Annotated in this window: 17 protein-coding genes; 3 read left to right on the top strand and 14 right to left on the bottom strand. The window is 62.3% G+C overall.

The window, feature by feature from the left end:
- Positions 1–4: 4 nt before the first annotated feature.
- Positions 5–631 (bottom strand): response regulator transcription factor, encoded by a 627-nt coding sequence (locus PFZ56_RS24030; protein ID WP_102881568.1) that lies wholly within the window; start codon positions 629–631, stop codon positions 5–7.
- A gap of 379 nt (positions 632–1,010) precedes the next feature.
- Entirely contained in the window at positions 1,011–1,484 is a 474-nt protein-coding gene (locus tag PFZ56_RS24025) for a hypothetical protein (protein ID WP_102881567.1), read from the bottom strand.
- A gap of 194 nt (positions 1,485–1,678) precedes the next feature.
- Between PFZ56_RS24025 and PFZ56_RS24020 the strand changes: the two genes are divergently transcribed.
- Complete coding sequence (locus PFZ56_RS24020; protein WP_102881566.1) at positions 1,679–2,584, top strand: LysR family transcriptional regulator; 906 nt, start codon at positions 1,679–1,681, stop codon at positions 2,582–2,584.
- Positions 2,585–3,012: 428 nt separating this feature from the next.
- Here the strand turns inward: PFZ56_RS24020 and PFZ56_RS24015 are convergent, their stop codons facing one another.
- The 9 genes from PFZ56_RS24015 to PFZ56_RS23975 form a co-directional block, all read right to left on the bottom strand.
- Positions 3,013–4,371 (bottom strand): OprD family outer membrane porin, encoded by a 1,359-nt coding sequence (locus tag PFZ56_RS24015; protein WP_170003525.1) that lies wholly within the window; start codon positions 4,369–4,371, stop codon positions 3,013–3,015.
- Between the two features lie 116 nt (positions 4,372–4,487).
- Positions 4,488–5,837 carry a citrate-proton symporter gene (locus PFZ56_RS24010; protein ID WP_102881564.1) on the bottom strand — a complete coding sequence of 450 codons (1,350 nt, stop codon included), beginning with the start codon at positions 5,835–5,837 and terminating at the stop codon, positions 4,488–4,490.
- Between the two features lie 87 nt (positions 5,838–5,924).
- Positions 5,925–7,319 (bottom strand): amidase, encoded by a 1,395-nt coding sequence (locus PFZ56_RS24005; protein ID WP_170003523.1) that lies wholly within the window; start codon positions 7,317–7,319, stop codon positions 5,925–5,927.
- Positions 7,320–7,481: 162 nt separating this feature from the next.
- The gene (locus PFZ56_RS24000; protein WP_102881562.1) at positions 7,482–7,751 is read right to left on the bottom strand and encodes a hypothetical protein; all 270 of its coding nucleotides are present in this window, start codon (positions 7,749–7,751) and stop codon (positions 7,482–7,484) included.
- A gap of 389 nt (positions 7,752–8,140) precedes the next feature.
- The gene (locus tag PFZ56_RS23995) at positions 8,141–8,902 is read right to left on the bottom strand and encodes a hypothetical protein (protein ID WP_170003521.1); all 762 of its coding nucleotides are present in this window, start codon (positions 8,900–8,902) and stop codon (positions 8,141–8,143) included.
- Positions 8,903–9,023: 121 nt separating this feature from the next.
- Positions 9,024–9,914 (bottom strand): aminoglycoside phosphotransferase family protein, encoded by an 891-nt coding sequence (locus tag PFZ56_RS23990; protein ID WP_102881560.1) that lies wholly within the window; start codon positions 9,912–9,914, stop codon positions 9,024–9,026.
- A 106-nt stretch (positions 9,915–10,020) separates the two neighbouring features.
- On the bottom strand, positions 10,021–11,739 hold the full coding sequence (locus tag PFZ56_RS23985) for a hydrogenase maturation protein (RefSeq protein ID WP_102881559.1): 1,719 nt from the start codon (positions 11,737–11,739) through the stop codon (positions 10,021–10,023).
- A gap of 258 nt (positions 11,740–11,997) precedes the next feature.
- Positions 11,998–12,312 carry an SCP2 sterol-binding domain-containing protein gene (locus PFZ56_RS23980; RefSeq protein WP_011061945.1) on the bottom strand — a complete coding sequence of 105 codons (315 nt, stop codon included), beginning with the start codon at positions 12,310–12,312 and terminating at the stop codon, positions 11,998–12,000.
- A 50-nt stretch (positions 12,313–12,362) separates the two neighbouring features.
- Complete coding sequence (locus PFZ56_RS23975; protein ID WP_170003517.1) at positions 12,363–13,073, bottom strand: histidine phosphatase family protein; 711 nt, start codon at positions 13,071–13,073, stop codon at positions 12,363–12,365.
- 203 nt (positions 13,074–13,276) lie between these two features.
- On the opposite strand from PFZ56_RS23975, the gene sohB reads away from it, so the two are divergent.
- Positions 13,277–14,302: a protease SohB gene (gene sohB / locus PFZ56_RS23970; protein ID WP_102864875.1), complete on the top strand. Its 1,026-nt coding sequence runs from the start codon at positions 13,277–13,279 to the stop codon at positions 14,300–14,302.
- Between the two features lie 109 nt (positions 14,303–14,411).
- On the opposite strand, the gene PFZ56_RS23965 is transcribed toward sohB, so the two are convergent.
- Both PFZ56_RS23965 and PFZ56_RS23960 read right to left on the bottom strand, forming a co-directional pair.
- A complete protein-coding gene (locus PFZ56_RS23965) occupies positions 14,412–14,906 on the bottom strand; it encodes a DUF934 domain-containing protein (protein ID WP_016966421.1) in 495 nt (164 codons plus the stop codon).
- The gene (locus tag PFZ56_RS23960; RefSeq protein WP_102881556.1) at positions 14,890–16,548 is read right to left on the bottom strand and encodes a nitrite/sulfite reductase; all 1,659 of its coding nucleotides are present in this window, start codon (positions 16,546–16,548) and stop codon (positions 14,890–14,892) included. The genes PFZ56_RS23965 and PFZ56_RS23960 overlap by 17 nt, the downstream gene beginning before the upstream one ends.
- 596 nt (positions 16,549–17,144) lie before the next feature.
- On the opposite strand from PFZ56_RS23960, the gene PFZ56_RS23955 reads away from it, so the two are divergent.
- On the top strand, positions 17,145–18,230 hold the full coding sequence (locus PFZ56_RS23955) for an ABC transporter substrate-binding protein (protein WP_170003515.1): 1,086 nt from the start codon (positions 17,145–17,147) through the stop codon (positions 18,228–18,230).
- Between the two features lie 7 nt (positions 18,231–18,237).
- Here PFZ56_RS23955 and PFZ56_RS23950 read toward each other — a convergent pair whose 3' ends face one another.
- A complete protein-coding gene (locus PFZ56_RS23950; protein ID WP_102864877.1) occupies positions 18,238–18,459 on the bottom strand; it encodes a DUF2970 domain-containing protein in 222 nt (73 codons plus the stop codon).
- Between the last annotated feature and the right edge of the window lie 64 nt (positions 18,460–18,523).

The raw sequence follows: 18,523 nt of genomic DNA, 5'->3' as shown, positions 1-18,523 counted from the left end.
CTCCTCATATCAGGTTCAATTGCCTGGCGATGGTGGCCAGCTCGATGGTGGTCCGCACCCCAAGCTTTTTCAGCACATTGATCTTGTGACCGCTGATGGTCTTGTTGCTCAGGTTGAGCTTGGTGGCGATCTCCAGGTTGGTGTGGCCGTTGGCAAGCAACTGCAGGACCACCAACTCCTTGTTGGTCAGGTTGCTCAGCGCATCGCTCGGGTCGTGGCCGGTTCCCCGGTACATCTCCAGCACTTCCTTGGGAAAGTACAAGTAGCCGTCGGCCAGGGCATCGAGGCCCTTGACCAGTTCCTTCAGTCCGGCGCTCTTGTTGATGAAGCCCATGGCCCCGGCTTGCATGCAGCGCACGCCATAGGTACTGGCGCGGCTGGCGGTGAATACCAGGGTCTTGACCTCCAGTTGGTCCACTGCAATGCGTTGCAGGACCGACAGCCCATCCAGGTTGTCCAGGGAAATGTCCAGCAGCATGTAGTCCGGGCGCAGCTTGTGAATCTTGTCCAGTGCGTCGAAGCCGTCGGAGGATTCACCAATGGGCTTGTAGCCGTTCTCTTCAAGCAGCTCGCTGACCGCGGCGCAGATGATGGGATGGTCGTCGACGATAAGCACGCGTCTTTTTTTCATGGGGTCCTCGGAAGAAACCCTGGTCAGAGCTGTTAGGGCTCGTTGCGTAAAATGGGTCACTCGGCAGTCACTGCTTTTATTGTGGAAGTCATAGGCCCAATGACTCTTTTGCATGGGGTCAACGATGTTTTGCAGGGTCGCGAAGAGCGCGGCATAACCCCAAGAGAGTGAAGGCTTGGTAAACAGCGCAAGCATGTTAGTTCAGAAAAACGGGCAAAAGATTGGCGCAAGAAGCGACTGGTAAATATCCAAGACGCTTCTTGCCAGGGCGCGCGCGCAGTCTATGAGGGCTGTACTCAAGTGGGAAGTTTGCGCAGTGTCCTCAGCCGCTCGGGGCTGAGGATGGCGGGGCGACAGGTCCTGGGCGCCGTTCAGGCTATTACGGCGCCTTGAGCATCACATAGGCTTCACCACCACGGCGATCGTGCATGATGATGAACGTCTGGCCCTCGAGGGTGATCCGCGCCGGCACGCTCTGCGCCACCGGTGTGCTGGAAAACTTGCCGACGCTGCTCAAGAACTGCTGGGTCAGCGAGCTGTCGTTCTGGCTCGGGGTGGTGATCGCACATTCCTTGTTGGCCTGGACCTGGACCCCCAGGGTTTGATCCTGGTCCATGCCCATCTTGGCGAAACCGGCGTCGGTAAGCTCAACGATGCCATAGGACCGGGCGGCGGTTTCAGCACCGGCGAAAGACGGAGCGGACTTCAGGCAGATATCGCGAAAGGCCAGGATGCCGGCGGAGGTGATGGTGGGTTCAGGGTCGATCTTGCGGGTGACACTGGAGCAGGCGCTCAGCAGCGTCAGGGCTGCGAGCAGCAGGGCTAGCGGTGCAGTGTGGGGCAGCGTAGTCATGGAAAATCCTTGGCAACAGGTCGGCAGGGGCGCCGGAAGTGGTTCGTGTGCCATTGCGCAATCGGCTGTTTAGCAGGGTAGGCATGGCGGGCGCGCAGATCAATATTTTGTAGGCGGGCGCCGGGGCATTCCAAGTGCTCTGGCGCAGTAATTGCGTGTTTCAGGGATCTGTTCAGCGATGGGGGCGAGCGACCATGCAGTTACGAGCGTTGCGTTATTTTCACGAGGTGGCCCGTTGTGCCTCCCTGCGCCAGGCGGCGGAGCGGCTGTACGTGACCCCCACCGCCGTGAGCCGGCAGATCGAGCAGTTGGAGCACTTCTTCGGCACCGCGCTGATTGAGCGCGGCCCTCGGGGCATCCGCCTGACGGTGGAAGGCGAGTGCCTGGCCGAGCAGGTCAGTTCCACCTTGCGCGGCTTCGATCAGGTGCGCGACGTGATCGCCAGCCGGCAGAGCCAGGTAGCGGGTAACGTCAGCATCCATGTGTCGGAAAGTATCGTTTCCAGCGTGTTGGCGCCGGTACTGGCGGCGTTCAACCGGGCCCACCCCAAAGTCACCTTCAACATTGTCATCGCCAGTGCCGGCGCCACCCTGGATGCCCTGTGCAGCGGCGAGGCCGATCTGGGCCTGGCCTTCTATCTGCAAGAGCGCGCCGAGGTCGAAGTGACCGCCCATTGCCAACTGTGGCACCGGGTACTGGTGAGTGCCGAGCACCCGTTTGCCCAGTGCCCGAGCATTCGCCTGGAGGACCTGCAGGGCCAGCCCCTGGCCATTCCCGATTCGGCCTACGGCGTGCGCCAGGCCCTGGAGGGTGCGGCGAAGAAGCGTGGGGTGAATATCCTGCCGGTGTTTACCACCAGTTCCCTGGAGGTACAGAAAAGCCTGGCTCGCCAGCGCGCGGCGGTGCTGATCCTGCCCCAGGTGGATGCCGAGGCCCGGGACCTGGGGGATGGCTTGGTGGCTGTGCCGATCGATGACGAACACCTGGAGCGGATCCGCGTGGATCTGTGCGTGGTGCGCAACCGGCCCTTGTCGGTGGCCACCCTGAAATGCCAGGAAATGCTTGCCCGGGCGATGCAGCACTACGCCCTGGTCGATTGACGGCCTGGAGGAGGGGCCGCGTTGCCTGGGGGCCGCCTGTCGGCTGCCGCTGGCGGCCTTGAAATCGCCGCGTCTGCTGCGCAGCCGTACGCAGCCTGCGGCAGCGGCTACAGGGTCGCAGGGGTTTGTTGTAGCCGCTGCCGAGCCTGTGGCGAGGCTGCGCAAAGGCCCGCAGGGCCTTGCTTGGCGATCTCCCGTCAATGATCTCTGGCGGCCTTGAAATCGCCGCGTCTGCTGCGCAGCCGTACGCAGCCTGCGGCAGCGGCTACAGGGTTGCCAGGGGTTGTTGTAGCCGCTGCCGAGCCTGTGGCGAGGCTGCGCAAAGGCCCGCAGGGCCTTGCTTGGCGATCTCCCGTCAATGACCTCTGGCGGCCTTGAGAACGCCGTGTCCGCGGCAGCGGCCACGAGGGCTCGCGCTGCAGCGTGTTTCAGAACAGGTTGAACGGGAAATTCCCCACCAGGCGGAATTCGTCGTAGCTGCCGTCGATCTGCCCGCCGCTGGCGCGATGGTTGTAGACGATGGTGCGCAGCACTGCGTCCTTGAGTCGCCCGGACTGCACCACATACGCCAGCATCAGGCCGTTTTCGTTGTGCTTGGCGCCGTCCAGGCCGCGCACGTTGTAGCCGCGGTTGCGGCCATCGCGATCACCATCATAGTGCGTGCCGTCGATGCCCCAGCCCTTGGCGTGCCACAGGCTGGCGCTCAGCCCCGGCACGCCATAGGCGGCAAAATCCAGGTCGTAGCGCAGCTGCCAGGATTTTTCATTGGGGCCGTTGTAGTCCGAGTACAGGGAGTTGGCCATGTAGTTGCCGGTGGACTCCCAGACATAGTCGAAGTACTCGTTGCCGAACACTTGCTGCCAGGCCAGGGTCAGGCTGTGGGCCTGATGGCTGCCGGTCAGCGCCAGGCTCAAGGCGTCGTTGTCGATGTAGCCCAGGCGCTGCTGGCCCTGGTCCCGGGTGTGGTAGTAGTTGAACGCGGTCTTCAGCGCCAGCTGACTTTTGTCTCCGGCGCGGTGGGTCAGGCCCAGGTAGTACTGGTCCCACATGTTCTCGAAGCGCGAGGCGTAGAGGCTGCCTTCCAGGCCAAGGCCGGGTTTGACGGTCGCCCCCAGGTAGCTGATGCGCTCACCGCTGTAGGCGCGGTTGCCGAAGGTGGTGGTCAGGTGCTCGCTGCCGGTGCCGGTGCGCGGGATGGCCCGGTCGAAACTGCCGGCCTGCACCGACAACCAGTCGGTTTCATTGCTGTACAGGCCCACGCCCTGAAAGCTTGAGGGCAGGGCGCGGTTGTCCTTGTAGCGCAGCACCGGGTTGTCGGTCATCAGGCGCCCGGCCTTGAGCTCGGTGTTGGACAGGCGCAGGCGCACATCGCCGATGCCCAGGCGGCTCCAGGTGGGCAGGGCATCGCCGTCACTGTCCACCAGCACTCGGTCGCCGCCGTTGGCCACCCGGCCATGACCACGCTCAAGATTGACTGCGCTGAACAGCCCGGCGTCGACGCCAAAACCCACCAGCCCCTGGGTGTAGCCGGAGCTGTACTTGAGCATGCCGGTCTGTACCCAGGTTTCCCGCACCCGGGTGCGCTCGATGCCGTCGGCCTTCTTGATCGACAGGTAGGTGTCGCGCTGGGTGTGCTGGTTGGAATAGTAGTGACGCAGGTTGAGGTCCAGGTGGCTGCCCTGGATAAACCCCGGCGCCTGATCCTGCTGGCTCGCGCGCGGGTTGTCCTGGGCCAGCAGTGTGCCGCTGGCGCTCATGGCCAGGACGCAAAGTACGAGCTGTTTCATATTGCTTCCCCACAAATCAAAGGCGTCAAGCCACCGCCCGACCGCGGCTGTGCGCGGCCGGCAGGGTAGAGAAAAACGCGGTGGCGCAAAAGAGTGCTGGGCAGTGCCAAGCGGGATCAGCGGGCGCGGGCTTCTGCGAGCCGTTGGCCGGGGTGGCTGCGCCCGGGTGTTTGTGGGCGGGTTTCCTTGGCGAACCAGGCCGCGGTCAGGCACACCAGGTTGGCCACCAGCAGGTAGCCCACCGGTGACATCGGGTTGCCGGTGGTGCCGATCAGCCAGGTGATGATGATCTGCGCGGTGCCGCCGAAGGCCGCCACGCCAAAGGCGTAGACGATGGAGAAACCGGTGGAGCGCACCGCCTTGGGAAAACTCTCCACCAGCAGCACGATCAGCGCCGCGCCGCTCATGCCGTGCAAGCCGGAGAGCACCGCCAGGGTCAGCAGGAACGTCGCCGGGCTGGGATGCTCGGTCATCAATTGCAAGGCCGGGAACAGCACCAGCAACAGCACCACTCTTGGCGCCATGAGGATGGTGCGGCGGCCGAAGCGGTCGCAGAGCATGCCGCCGGCAATCGCGCACACCGCCATCGCCGCGCCGGCCACCAGGGTCGAGAGCATGGAGATGCTGGTGGGCAGTTTCAGTTCGGTGAGGGCGAAGGTGGTCATGTAGTTGATGAAGTACTGGGTGATGGTGCTGCCCGACAGAATCAGCAGCCCCAGCACCAGGGCCCGGCGATGCTCGCCGAACACCTGGCGCACCAGGCTGCCGGTGCTGGCCTCTTCGCCCTGGCCGTGGAAGGTTTCCGCCAGGTTGCGGCGAATGTAGATGCCGATTGGCAGCACCAGCAGGCCGAACACGAAGGGCACGCGCCAGCCCCAGGTGTTGAGGTCCTCGGGGGACAGCACCTGGGTCAGGGTGTAGCCCACGGTGCCGGCGGCCATGGCGGCCACGCCCTGGGCCACCACCTGCCAGCAGGCATAGGTGCCGCGCTTGTGCGGAGGTGCGGCTTCAAGGATGTAGGTGGTGGCGGGGCCGGCCTCGCCGCCCCAGGCCAGGCCCTGGATCAGCCGGGTGATTACCAGCAGGATCGGCGCGGCGATGCCAATGCTCTCGTAGCTGGGCAGGATGGCGATGCTGCCGGTGCCCACGGCCATCATCACCAGGGTCAGGAGCATCGCCGGCTTGCGCCCGACGCGGTCGGCGTAGGCGCCGATCAGCACGGCCCCCAGGGGCCGCACGATAAACCCAACACCGAAGGCGGTGACCGACAGCATCAGGCTGACAAAGGCGCTGTCGGAGGGAAAGAAGGTGTGGCCGATCATCACCGCAAAGGTGGCGTAGACCCCGAAATCGAAGAACTCCACGGCGTTGCCGAGGATCACCGCGAACACGCTGCGCTTGCCCCCCGCCGCGTTGGGCGTTTCGGGCTCGGGTGTGGCGGATGGATTGGACGCTTGGCTGTGCATACTGGCCCCTCGAATTTTTATTCATAGGTTGCCCAGGCCCCGGGCGGCGGGGCCCGGGGCTGGGGTGAAGGTGGCAGTTTCGGTGTGTCAGTGGGACGGCGGATTCGGCCAGCTGTGGATTGCTCCGCGCCAGCTCTCATAGGTCTTGGCCACTTGCAGCAGCCATTGATCGGCAAAGCGCGGGGCGATCATCTGCAGGCCGATGGGCAGGCCATCGGCGGCGAAACCGCAGTTGATCGACAGCGCCGGTTGTTCGCCCATGTTCCAGGGCAGGGTGAAGACGATGTGCTCGAACGGCTGTTGCGGGTCGTTGCTCGGCGACGGCCACTCGGCGGGAAAACGGTTGACCTGGTTGGTCGGCGACAGCACCAGGTCGAACTCGCTGAACACCTGGGCGGCGCGGCGGCGCATCTCGAAGGTCTGGTTGAAACCCAGCACCGCCTCGACCCCGGACAGGTCGGCCCCCGGCGCTGCCCAGTCGCGGATATAGGGCAGCACCTTGGCGAACTGCTCGGCACCCAGGGCCGAGAGTTCAGCCCATTGCCGGGCACGCCAGAAACGGTCCAGGCCGTCCAGTTGGGCGCGATCCATGATCGGCGCCAGGCTGCGGACCTGGGCGCCGTGGCTCTCGAACAACCGCGCGGCCTGTTCCACTGCTGCGCAGACAAAGCCTTCCGGTTGCAGCCCCGCGCCGGGTTCCAGCATCAGGCCGATCTTCAAACCGTTGACCGACACCGGCGCATCGCTCCAGTCGCCGGTCAAGGGCGGCAGGCTGGTGGCGTCCCGGGCATCGGGCTTGGCCAGGTAGCGCATCATCAGCACCGCGTCTTCGACGCTGCGGGTCATGGGGCCTGCGCAACGCCCGGTGTAATACGGGTCGATGGGAATCCGCCCCAGGGTCGGCTTGAACCCCACCAGCCCGCACCAGGCGGCCGGCAGGCGCACCGAGCCGCCGATGTCGGTGCCAATGTGCAGCGGTCCATAACCGGCGGCCGCAGCGGCCGCGGCTCCGGAACTGGAGCCGCCGGTATTGCAGGCGGTGTTCCAGGGGTTGCGGGTAATGCCGTGGAAGCTCGACAGCCCCGAGGACAACATGCCGAAGTCCGGCACCGTGGTCTTGGCCAGGATGATCGCTCCGGCTTCACGCATCCGCGCGGCCGGTGGCGCGTCCTGCAGGGCTGGTTTCAATGTGGTGGCCGCGCTGCCCAGGGGAATCGGCGTGCCTTGGGTGGCGATCAGCTCCTTGATTGTCACCGGAATCCCGTCCAGCGGACCGTTGGGGGTGCCCTTGTTCCAGCGCTCGGTGGCGGCCCGGGCCTGCTGGCGTACCTGCTCCGGATCGAAGGCGTAGAGCGCACGGATATGCGGCTCCCAGCGCCCGATATGGGCCAGCAGGTGCTCGTAATAGTCCAGTGGCGAGAGGGTGCGGCTGGCGAATTGCGCCAGCAGCTGGGTGGTGGATAGATCGTGCAAATCAGTCATCGAACGCATCCTTGTGTCGGGCGTCAGTCGGGTTGCTGATGACCCGACTGTAGCGCTTGCACCTTAGCCCAACCATCACAAAGGACGCAGTGTGGTGTTGCGTTTTTGTGAGCACTGGGGCGGCGTGTTTCCTTGCCTCTTCGCCGGCAAGCCGGCGCGGGGTCAAGGGCGCTGTGCTTGCAACTGGCGGCCCAGCACATCCAGTACATCGCAGCCATCGCGCAGCGGAATGGCGCAAACCAATGCCAGCTCTTGCAGCACCACGGCATCGCCGGGGATGTCGGGGCGTGCGGCGAAGTTTTCCAGCAGTTGAGTGACGGCGCGGATGCGATAGGCGGCCGCTTCGTACAGCACATCGGCAGGGGCCTGGGTATCGATCAGCAGGGAAGGGATGGTGCAGTCGTGGCCGGTGATCGGCATGTAGCGATTCATGAGTCCAACTCCATTCAGGGGTGAGCGCCGCTACTCATTCGTCGCCAAACAAAAGGGTGGCAGCTGTACGCGGGTTGGCGAGCCGGGAATGGATGAACCGACAGACCCTAAGGTCTCCCACGCACAGCCGCCATCAAGCGGTCATGCGCTAACAAAGTCCCTGACTCATCTGTCAGAACCTTGCTTCGTTCCATTCACCGGGTCGCCAAACCCGTTCGTCATCAGGACGACCCGGGACTATAGGCATGCGCTCCAGAACGGGACAAGGCACTGGCAGGACAGGACTTTCTGAGTTTGCTGTAGGACTCAGGAGCGCGAGTGTGGATCAAGCGCGCCACAGGTTCAATGCGGGGCCTCAGTCGAAGCCGAGGCTTGCGCTGTGGCGGGTTTCAGTTCCCTGGCTGCGCCTTCAGTTTTTCCGCGACATCGGACACCACCCAATTCAGCGTGGCGATCGGAACCGTGATCGCCTTGCCATCGGCGTAGAGCGCACAGAAGGATGCCGAGCACTGCATGACCCGGTAAGTGCCCTTATGCCCATCCGGGTCGTTGACGGTCACTTGGGGTGAGTCTTTGAAGCCGTTTTTCAGATCCTCGGCCGCGGTTTCCTTTCCGAGCAAGACAAAGGGCTTGAGGGTGGTTATCAAGATCACCGAAATGATCAGCATGATTAAAAGCAGGCCATAGGATGGAATGAATACGTACAGCGCAGATCTTTCTAACTCTTTGAGAAATGAAAGTGCTTGGGTGTTCGGCTGCCGTTGGGGACTGTGCGAGCTTTTTTCGTCGATCTTGTGCCCGAGCCACTTGATCAGGTAGTTGAATGCAGCCAGGGTCAGGATGAGGCCCAGGCCAATGAGTAAGGTCCGCTGCCAATGTTGTCCTATGATCCCGAGGATACTCCCCAGGCCGTTGTTCATGGCGTAAAGCCAGGCCATCACGGCTGTTACGAAGGTGGCGGAGGTGTCCAGAGGAAACATTGAGGGTGCCAGCTTGAAGTAGCTGAGATAACCGTCGTGAAAGGCCTTGCCGTTCAAATAAAAGAACGGTGTGCTGATTGCCAGGATGAGCGAGCTGTTAAGCCCCCAGGTAATCCGGCGTTTATCGGTGCTTTCAAGTTTTTTTTCTGTTTCTTTAACCTTGGCGTTCACAGTCTTTCCTTAGATTTTTTAGCAGTGTCTTCTAGTCCACAACTCTGCTTCGGGCGGCACGGCAATCGTTGCAGCACGCAATGGCGCGCGTGGGGAATTGCAGCACGAGCTGCGTCGCCTATCAGCAATACCAATGAGGCACATCCCGGGAAAAACCGGCGAAGTCTTCCCAGACCTTTTGTGTGCGTTGCAGGCTGGCGTGGATTTCCTGCTCGCCGAAGGCCATGGCCCAGAGCACGCTGAAGAAGCTGTCAAACGCGGCGTAGAAGGCCATGCGGGTGAGAAAAACCGGCTCGGGATGGCCTGCACAGTAGCCGTCGATCTGGCCGCGGGCGAAGTCGCTGCTGAGGTTGCAGGAAAACAGCGCCAGCCGATTGAAGTCCCGCGCCGGATCTCCGAAACGGCAGCGGTTGAAGTCGATGATCGACAACTGGTCATCGGCGCCCACGATCATGTTGTTCAGGTGATAGTCACCGTGGAGAAACACCAGCGGCGTGTCCGCCAGCAGATGAAAGTGCTGTTCGAGAAACTGCAGGAAGTCTTGCTCATGGGCCACCTTGTGGCCACAGCTCCGGTACTGTTCGAGCTTTTTACGGTAGATGGCTCGCATCTGCTGTTCGGCGTTTTCAGTGCCCTCAGGCGCAGCAACGCTGTGGATCTGCTGGAGTATTTGACCGGCTTGCAGGCCAAGCTCATAACAGGCGGCGGCAGGCTGCTCGGCAACCCATTGCGCGCCATCCTTGCCTTCGATCCACGACAACAACGAGTAAACCTGGCGTCCTGAATCAAACAGACCGAAGTCCAAGGGTTGGGACATGGCGATGCCCTTTGCCGCCAGATGCTGGGTCCACTGGAACTCGTCGCGTTTGTTGACGTATTGGGATGAATCGTTGGTGCGCAACAGCAGGTGTTGGCCTTGTTCGTCGACGATATGAAAGATTCGATCGCTGGACCAGCCCTGGGTTTGTGCTTCGATGCTGCGCCACGTGGCGTGGCCTGGAATGTCTTGCATGCTCGCCTCCTTGCAAACGATTGCCGCCCCTGGGGGGCGGCAACAAAAGGCGGCGAATGGTACGTGGCCTGGCGGTGCTTTGAAAGCCTGCCGCTCAGGCGGTGAATCAGCCCACCAGGGCGATGTCCTGGGGCTTGGCCCAGGCCTCGATCAGTCGCTCTGGTGTGCAGCAGGTCTTGCGCTTGTAGACGAAGTTGCTGCACTTCTCGGCGAAGCCCTTGCGGTTTTGCACCATGTCCATGTGCATCTCTTCCAGCTCGGCGTTGCGGCAGTGCTGCATCAACTGTGGGTCGGCATCCAGCTTGCGCTGGCGCAGGTGCTGGTAGCGCGGGTCGGTGAGGACACCATTGGCCCGTTGCAGCAGCCACAGGCCGAACTCGTCCGGGCAGCGCGGGCCGATCTCCTGGACCATGCCCATCTGCAGGGCCTGGAGGGCGCTGATGGGCAGGCAGGCTTCGGTCAGTTGCTTGGCCATGGCCTGGCCGACGGCGCGGGGCAGGCTGTAGGTCCAGTACTCGGAGCCGTACAGGCCCATGCTCTTGTAGTGCGGGTTGTACACGGTGTCGGCGCGGGCCAGGACCACGTCCGCCGCCAGGGCCAGCATCAGGCCGCCAGCGCCGGCATTGCCGGTCAGGCCGCTGACCACCAGTTGGCGGGCGGTGAGCAGTTCCAGGCAGACATCGTCGATGGCCTGGATATTGGCCCAGGCTTCCAGGCCCGGCACTTCGGCGGCCTGGATCACGTTCAGGTGCACGCCGTTGCTGAAGGCGCCGCGGCCGCCGCGTACCAGCAGCACCTGGGTGTCCCGGGCCTTGGCCCAACGCAGGGCGCTGACCAGGCGCTGGCATTGCTCAGTGCTCATGGCGCCGTTGTAGAACTCGAAGGTCAGCTCACCGACTCGGCCGGACTCGCGGTAGCGGATCGGTTGGTAGGCTTCGGTGCTGAACGGGCTGCTGGATACCGACCAGTCCAGCACCGGTACATCGGCCAGGCGTTCGCCGAGTACGTGGCGCGCCGGGCGCTTGAAGGTTTCCTCGCCGGGCTGGGGCTTGAGGCGCAGGGAGCCGATCCACAGGCTGTGATCACCGCAGGCCACCAGCACCGCATCGTCGTGCACCGCCAGCAGTTGCCCGGGCATGCCGGTGCGTGAATCCAGGTGGGCGTCGTAGACGTAGTACTGGCCGCCGGCGAGGCTGGCCAGGACGCCGGGCTGGCCATCAGCGGCGTCGATGCTGCGCTTGATGAACTGCGCGCTGTCGTGCCAGCTGAAGGTGCGGTCGCACTGCTTCATGTTCGGTTGCAGGCGGCCAAGCACCGCGGGGTTGTCGTAGTCCAGGGGCTCAGGACGGAAGCCGTTGCGGAATTTTTCCACCACGTCGCGGATGCAATGGATGGCGGCGTCGCTGACCAGGCCGTTGTACAGCTCGGATTTGCGCAGTCCGCTGGGCAGGTTGAATTCATGGGTCGACCAGATTGGCCCGGCGTCCATTTCTTCCACCGCCTGCAACGCGGTGACGCCCCAGCGCTTGAGCTCCTTGCTGATGGCCCAGTCCAGGGCGCTGGCACCACGGTCGCCGACGATGCCTGGGTGGATGATCACCACCGGACGCTTGGCGTTGCTCCACAGCTGCTGCGGTACCCGGTCCTTGAGGAACGGGCAGATCACCAGGTCGGCCTCGGCTTCTTCGATCTGCCGGCAGACCTCTTCTTCACCGGTGAACAGCACCACGCTGGGGCGGTGCCCGGCCTGGCGCAGGTCGAGCCAGGCCCGTTGGGTCAGACCGTTGAAGGCGGTGGACAGCAGGATGATCTTCAGTGATCGCATAAGCAGACTCTTCCGTGAGTGATAGCGGTGTGGCAAAGGGCTCCGGCTGTGCCGTCCCTGGCCGCAATGGAGGCGCAAGAGTAGAGGGGGGGTGCGAGGCACAAACTGACCGAGATCAATCAAGCGTGCGGCCGGAAGACTGAGCCGCCCAGTGGTATTGATCCAGGGCAAAGCGGCGGGCTAGAGGCGTTGCGTGATGCAGAAACGACAAATCCCGCCTCAGGGGCGGGATTTGTCTACAGCCGGACCTTGCGGGTCTTAGGCTGGGAACAGCTCGCTCAGTTTCATGGCCAGCATCATGTCGCCTTCGGCGCGCAGTTTGCCGCCCATGAAGGCTTGCATGCCGTCGGTTTCGCCGCTGACGATACCGTCCAGGGTTTCACCGTCCATCACCAGGGTGACTTGTGCGTCTGGGTTCTCGCCTTCCTTGAGTTCACAGGTGCTGTCCTTGACGACCAGCGAGAAATGCTTGGAATCATCGATGCGGAAACCGAAAACCAGGTCCAGGCCGGCAGCGGCAGCTGGGTTGAACTTGGCTTGCATGGCTTGTACGGCGTCAGCTACGGAGGTCATGGTTCGATCCTTTTATGGGTGGTTACAGCAAGGGTCACAGTAAGCCGGGCTCAACGGAAAGTGATGAGCTCCGGAGCCTTCAACAGTTGCAGATGGGCATGACCGTTGAAGGAAGCCAAAGACACCTCGCGCCCGCGGAACTTCAGCTGGTTGAGCGAGGTGTTGACGATTTGCCAATTCAGTTCGAACGCCTGCTGGGCAGGTATCCGGGTGATCAGGTGCAGCAGGGCAGTGATGGTGCCGCCGGAGGTGAACACGGCAATCTTGTGCTGGTTGTCCGCTGCTTCGAGAATCCGCTGCAGACCGCCCTGGACGCGCTCGACGAATCCCAGCCAGCTTTCCAGCCCGGGCGGATCGTAGGTGCCGGCCAGCCAGCGCTGGATGATCAGGGCGAAGATGCGTTGGAACTCGGCGCGGTTCTGCGCGGCGTTACGCAGGATGTTCAGGGCTTCGGGTTCCTGGGGCAACAGGTCTGGGAGCAGGGCGCGGATGATGGCATCGGCGTCGAACTCGTTGAAGGCTGAATCGATTTCCAATGGCGGGTGGTCAAGCCCGGCGGCGCTCATCTGTTCCATCGCGGCCTGCGCGGTGTGCTGCTGGCGCCGCAGGTCGCCGGACAGGCAGCGATCAAAGCTGATGCCCAGCGCCGCCAGATGCTCGCCGAGCACGGCAGCCTGGCGCACGCCGGTGGCAGACAGCACGTCGTAGTCGTCTGCACCGAAAGAGGCTTGGCCATGTCGAATCAAATAGATGCTGCCCACGTCCGTGTCGTCCCGGTACGTTGAAAGTTTTGCGAGGTTATGAGGATGCCAGTGAGCTGTCAATGAAAAAACATACGCTTGTTTGAAATGCTTGTTGGAGCCTCGTAACACGAGGTTTCGCGACTGGTGGCCGACCGGTCGCGCCGGTATGCTTGAGCCCATTGCGCTGCTGGTTGGCAGCGGTTCATGTTTGAGGAGTCCCTGTGGAGTTTTTCGCCGAATACGCCAGTTTTCTGGCCAAGACCGTGACCCTGGTGGTCGCCATCCTGGTGGTGCTGATCACTGCCGCTGCGCTGCGCAGCAAGGGCCGCCGCAAAGGCACCGGGCAGTTGCAGGTCAGCAAGCTGAATGATTTCTACAAGGACCTGCGCGAGCGCCTGGAGCAGAGCCTGCTGGACAAGGATCAGCTCAAGGCCTTGCGCAAGGCCCAGGGCAAGACCGAGAAGAAACAGAAGAAACAACCGGCCGAGGCCAAGCCCCGGGTGTTCGTGCTGGACTTCAATGGCGATATCAAGGCTTCGGCGACCGAAGGCCTGCGCCATGAGATCACCGCCTTGCTGAGCCTGGCCACGCCCAAGGATGAAGTGGTGCTGCGTCTGGAAAGCGGTGGCGGCATGGTGCACAGCTATGGCCTGGCCTCGTCGCAACTGGCGCGTATTCGCCAGGCCGGGGTGCCTTTGACCGTGTGCATCGACAAGGTGGCGGCCAGCGGCGGCTACATGATGGCGTGCATCGGCGAGAAGATTATCAGTGCGCCGTTCGCCATCCTCGGTTCCATCGGCGTGGTGGCCCAGTTGCCCAACGTCAACCGCCTGCTGAAGAAACACGACATCGATTTTGAAGTGCTCACCGCCGGCGAGTACAAGCGCACCCTGACGGTGTTTGGCGAAAACACCGAGAAGGGCCGGGAGAAGTTCCAGGAAGACCTGGATGTGACCCATCAGTTGTTCAAGAACTTCGTGTCCCGCTATCGCCCGCAATTGGCCATTGATGAAGTGGCCACCGGTGAAGTCTGGTTGGGCGTGGCGGCGCAGGAGAAGCTGCTGGTGGACGAGCTGAAAACCAGCGATGAGTACCTGGCGGACAAAGCCAAGAATGCCGAGGTGTTCCACCTGCACTATGCCGAGCGCAAGAGCTTGCAGGAGCGTGTCGGGCTGGCGGCCAGCGGTTCCATCGACCGCGTGCTGCTGACCTGGTGGAGCCGCCTGACCCAGCAGCGGTTCTGGTAAGCCTCACTTGCAGAAGCCGGCAAGCGGGCTTTTGCGCCAGGGTCGGAAGCAGGTACAAAAAAGCCCTGAACCGGGAAACCGGTTCAGGGCTTTTTGTTGGCGCCAGGGCTTAGCGGCGACGGAACAGCGGCAGCGGTTCGTCGGTAGCGGCCTGGTAGGTCACCGAGAAGTCCTTGAGACTTTCCAGGGCTTCGTAGGGGTCCTTGTCGGCCCGCAGCGCGTAGGCGTCGAAGCCGCAGCGGTGCAGGTAAAACAGCTGGTCGCGCAACACGTCGCCAATCGCTCGCAGTTCGCCTTTGTAGCCATAACGGTCACGCAGCAGGCGGGCGTTAGAGTAGTTGCGGCCATCGGTAAAGGCCGGGAAGTTCAGGGCAATCACCTGGAAATGCTCGACGTCGTCACCGATCTCCTCGGCTTCTTCGTCCGCATCCAGCCACACGCCCAGGCCGCCATCGCGAGCCTTGAGGGCATGGGCGTGATCGCGCCACAGGGCCAGCGGCACGATCAGGTCGTCGCAGTTGGAGATGCCGTCGAGGGTCGCGTCCTTGGGCAGCAGGTGCCAGGTTTCGTCGATGACCTCGTTGTTCTTAATGATTCGCTGCATAGACGCGCTCCTTGAAGAGGTCGATGCCAATACGTTGATAGGTGTCGATGAAGCGTTCGTCTTCGGTACGTTGTTCCACGTACACGTCGATCAGCTTCGAGATCACGTCGGGCATGTCGTCCTGGGCGAAGGACGGGCCGAGGATCTTGCCCAGGCTGGCGTCGCGGCTGGCGCTGCCGCCCAGGGACACCTGGTAGAACTCCTCGCCTTTCTTGTCCACACCGAGGATGCCGATGTGGCCCACGTGGTGGTGACCACAGGCGTTCATGCAGCCGGAGATGTTCAGGTCCAGCTCGCCGATGTCGAACAGGTAGTCCAGGTCGTCGAAGCGGCGCTGGATGGATTCGGCGATCGGGATCGACTTGGCGTTGGCCAGGGAGCAGAAGTCGCCGCCCGGGCAGCAGATGATGTCGGTCAAAAGGCCGATGTTCGGCGTGGCAAAGCCGTTTTCACGCAGCTCGCCCCACAGGGTGAACAGTTGGCTTTGCTCGACGTCCGCCAGAATCACGTTTTGCTCGTGGGACGTGCGCAGTTGGCCGAAGCTGTAGCGGTCGGCCAGATCGGCGATGGCGTCGAACTGCTTGTCGGTGACATCCCCAGGCGCTACGCCGGTGGGTTTGAGCGACAGGGTGACGGCGACATAACCCGGCTTCTTATGGGCCAGGGTATTGCGTGCGCGCCAGCGGGCGAAACCTGGGTGCTGCTGATCCAGGGCAGCCAGTTCGCTGTCCTGGTTGCTCAGGGTCTTGTAGTCAGGGTCGACGAAGTGCTTGGCCACACGGTGCACTTCGGCTTCGGTCAGGGTGGTCTGGCCGCCGCGCAGGTGGACCATTTCCGCCTCGACCTTCTCGGCGAACACTTCCGGCGTCAGGGCCTTGACCAGGATCTTGATCCGCGCCTTGTACTTATTGTCACGACGGCCATAGCGGTTGTAGACCCGCAGGATGGCGTCGAGGTAGCTCAACAGGTCCTGCCAGGGCAGGAACTCGTTGATGAAGGCGCCGACCACCGGGGTACGGCCCAGACCGCCACCGACCAGCACGCGGAAACCCAGCTCGCCGGCAGCGTTGTACACCGGCTCCAGGCCAATGTCGTGGACCTCGATGGCTGCGCGGTCGGAAGTCGAGCCGTTGATGGCGATCTTGAACTTGCGCGGCAGATAGGCGAATTCGGGGTGGAAGGTGGTCCATTGACGGACGATCTCGCACCAGGGGCGCGGGTCGATCAACTCGTCGGCGGCGACACCGGCAAACTGGTCGGTGGTGACGTTACGCAGGCAGTTGCCGCTGGTCTGGATGGCGTGCATCTGCACGGTGGCCAGCTCGGCCAGGATGTCCGGCACGTCTTCCAGGGCTGGCCAGTTGAACTGCACGTTTTGCCGGGTGCTGATGTGCGCATAGCCCTTGTCGTAGTCGCGGGCGATCTTGGCCATCATCCGCGCCTGGCGCGAGGTCAATTGGCCGTAAGGCACGGCTACCCGCAGCATTGGGGCAAAACGTTGGATATAAAGGCCATTCTGCAGGCGCAGGGGACGGAATTCCTCTTCGCTCAGCTCGCCTGCCAGATAGCGTCGGGTCTGATCACGGAACTGCTTGACGCGGTCCTCGATGATCCGCTGATCGTACTCGTCGTATACGTACATATAGGTCCAGTTCTCAGGCTACAGGTGGCGCCAAAGCGCACTTGGCAAATACTGCGGTGAACGGCTTCGGTACGTTGCTTCGACTGGCGTCGACCGGGGCTTGTCGCCGGTTTCACCTCGTCCTGCCTTCGTTCTCGCTCAACCCCACCCATGTAAGCAAATCTGCGCGCACGGCCGCGCACTCCGGTCGGAGCCGCCGAACGATACCAGTTTGTGGTTATGCGCAAAAGTGATGTTTGAGTATATGCAAAGAACCAAAACGACTAACGGTAGGGGTATATGAGTATCCACATTTGAGGTGGGGACAATCCTGGTCTTAACTGTGGTCGTGTCTTTGAGCAGTCACCGACAAAATCTACTAGAGGCGATGCTATGAGCCATCCAACCAAAGTAAGGAAAAGTGACAGTAGCGTTGATGCTTGGGCCATTCTCTTTCTGATCATACTGGTCGTTGGTACGGCCGTGTTTTGGGTCAGCCACCAGTAGTCGAGGGTAAAAGAAGAGCCCGAATTGTCGGACAATCAGGACAATTTGCCGCCGTTGGCCAGCAATTTGCCAGTTATACTGCCTGGGATAATCCAGGGGCTCTTTTCACAATGTTCAAGGTTCTGTGCAAGTGGGTGATATGTCTGAGTTTGCCGTTCTGGGCGGTGGCTCAAGCAACGTCGGTGGTGTTTCTCAACCCCGGTAATTCAACGGAAACCTTCTGGGTCAGTTATTCGCGGTTCATGCAGGCAGCCGCCCGGGATCTGGGCATGGACCTGCAAATTCTCTATGGCGAACGCAATCCCCAGAACTCTCTCGATCAGGCTCGGGAGCTGTTTCAGCGAGCGCAAAAGCCCGATTACCTGATATTGGTCAACGAACAGTATGTCGCTCCGCAGATCCTGCGCATGTCTCAGGGTTCCGGGGTCAAGCTGTTTATCGTCAACAGCCCACTGACCGAGGATCAGCGGGCGTTGATTCGCCAAAGCCGCAGCAGTTACTCCGATTGGATCGGCAGCATGATGAGCAACGATGAAGAGGCCGGTTATCGGATGCTCAAGGAGTTGTTGCGCCAGCATGGCCCTTTGCCTGCCGGGCAAACAATCGATTTGCTGGCCTTTTCCGGGGTGAAAGTCACACCGGCGGCGCAGTTGCGCGAGCAAGGGCTGCACCGGGCCCTGGCGGAAAATCCTCAGGTGCGTCTGCGCCAGCTCGTGTATGGCGAATGGAACCGGCAGCGGGCGCACGAACAAGCACAACAGCTGTTGCAGCGCTATCCACAGACGCAACTGATCTGGTCGGCTAACGACGAAATGGCTCTGGGGGCCATGCAGGCTGCCCGGGAGTTGGGCCGCAAGCCGGGGCGCGATCTGCTGTTCAGTGGACTCAACAGTTCGCCCGAAGCCTTGCAGGCATTGATCGACGGGGAGTTGTCGGTGCTGATGGCCGGACATTTCACCAGCGGCGGCTGGGCCCTGGTGGCCCTGCATGATGATGCGCTGGGGCTCGATGCCCGACGTCTGGGAGGGCCGGACTGGCATTTGTCGCTGTTCCAGTCATTGACCCGTGACCAGGCCCGGCAACTAATGCGCCTGGGCGATCAGGTCGGTGCCCGGGTCGATTTTCGCGGGCTGTCCGCCCAAGGCAAGCCGGACAGCTACCGCTATCCCTTCAGTTTGCAGCTGCTGCTGCACTGACGCCGTTTCAGACTCCCGCCAGGTGCATCGCCAGGTTGGCGATACCCAGCAGCACCAGCACGAACAGGGTGGTAAAGAGAATGCCCAGCACGATGAAGTGACTGGGTTTGCCGTGACTGAAGTCCCGGGCGCGATTTTTCCCGCTTTGTACGCCGAAGGCGGCCGCCAGCACGCTTTGCAGCATCTGCAGGAAGGTTGGGGGCTGATTGTCGCTGCTTGGATCGTCCATAAATCCCTCGACACGGTTGGGTGTCAACAGAGCATAGACAATGTCGCCTGTGATGGCGGGCTGG

This window comes from Pseudomonas danubii, assembly GCF_042980055.1.
GTDB classification, from domain to species: Bacteria; Pseudomonadota; Gammaproteobacteria; order Pseudomonadales; family Pseudomonadaceae; genus Aquipseudomonas; species Aquipseudomonas danubii.
This window is presented reverse-complemented; position numbering and strand designations above follow the sequence as displayed.

Coding starts and splice junctions, on each gene's coding strand:
- PFZ56_RS23960 (WP_102881556.1), bottom strand. CDS start 16,548: ATGTACGTATACGACGAGTACGATCAGCGGATCATCGAGGACCGCGTC.
- PFZ56_RS24030 (WP_102881568.1), bottom strand. CDS start 631: ATGAAAAAAAGACGCGTGCTTATCGTCGACGACCATCCCATCATCTGC.
- PFZ56_RS24010 (WP_102881564.1), bottom strand. CDS start 5,837: ATGCACAGCCAAGCGTCCAATCCATCCGCCACACCCGAGCCCGAAACG.
- PFZ56_RS23980 (WP_011061945.1), bottom strand. CDS start 12,312: ATGACCTCCGTAGCTGACGCCGTACAAGCCATGCAAGCCAAGTTCAAC.
- PFZ56_RS24020 (WP_102881566.1), top strand. CDS start 1,679: ATGCAGTTACGAGCGTTGCGTTATTTTCACGAGGTGGCCCGTTGTGCC.
- PFZ56_RS24005 (WP_170003523.1), bottom strand. CDS start 7,319: ATGACTGATTTGCACGATCTATCCACCACCCAGCTGCTGGCGCAATTC.
- PFZ56_RS23955 (WP_170003515.1), top strand. CDS start 17,145: ATGTTCAAGGTTCTGTGCAAGTGGGTGATATGTCTGAGTTTGCCGTTC.
- PFZ56_RS23950 (WP_102864877.1), bottom strand. CDS start 18,459: ATGGACGATCCAAGCAGCGACAATCAGCCCCCAACCTTCCTGCAGATG.
- PFZ56_RS23990 (WP_102881560.1), bottom strand. CDS start 9,914: ATGCAAGACATTCCAGGCCACGCCACGTGGCGCAGCATCGAAGCACAA.
- PFZ56_RS23965 (WP_016966421.1), bottom strand. CDS start 14,906: ATGCAGCGAATCATTAAGAACAACGAGGTCATCGACGAAACCTGGCAC.
- PFZ56_RS24015 (WP_170003525.1), bottom strand. CDS start 4,371: ATGAAACAGCTCGTACTTTGCGTCCTGGCCATGAGCGCCAGCGGCACA.
- PFZ56_RS24025 (WP_102881567.1), bottom strand. CDS start 1,484: ATGACTACGCTGCCCCACACTGCACCGCTAGCCCTGCTGCTCGCAGCC.
- PFZ56_RS23985 (WP_102881559.1), bottom strand. CDS start 11,739: ATGCGATCACTGAAGATCATCCTGCTGTCCACCGCCTTCAACGGTCTG.
- PFZ56_RS24000 (WP_102881562.1), bottom strand. CDS start 7,751: ATGAATCGCTACATGCCGATCACCGGCCACGACTGCACCATCCCTTCC.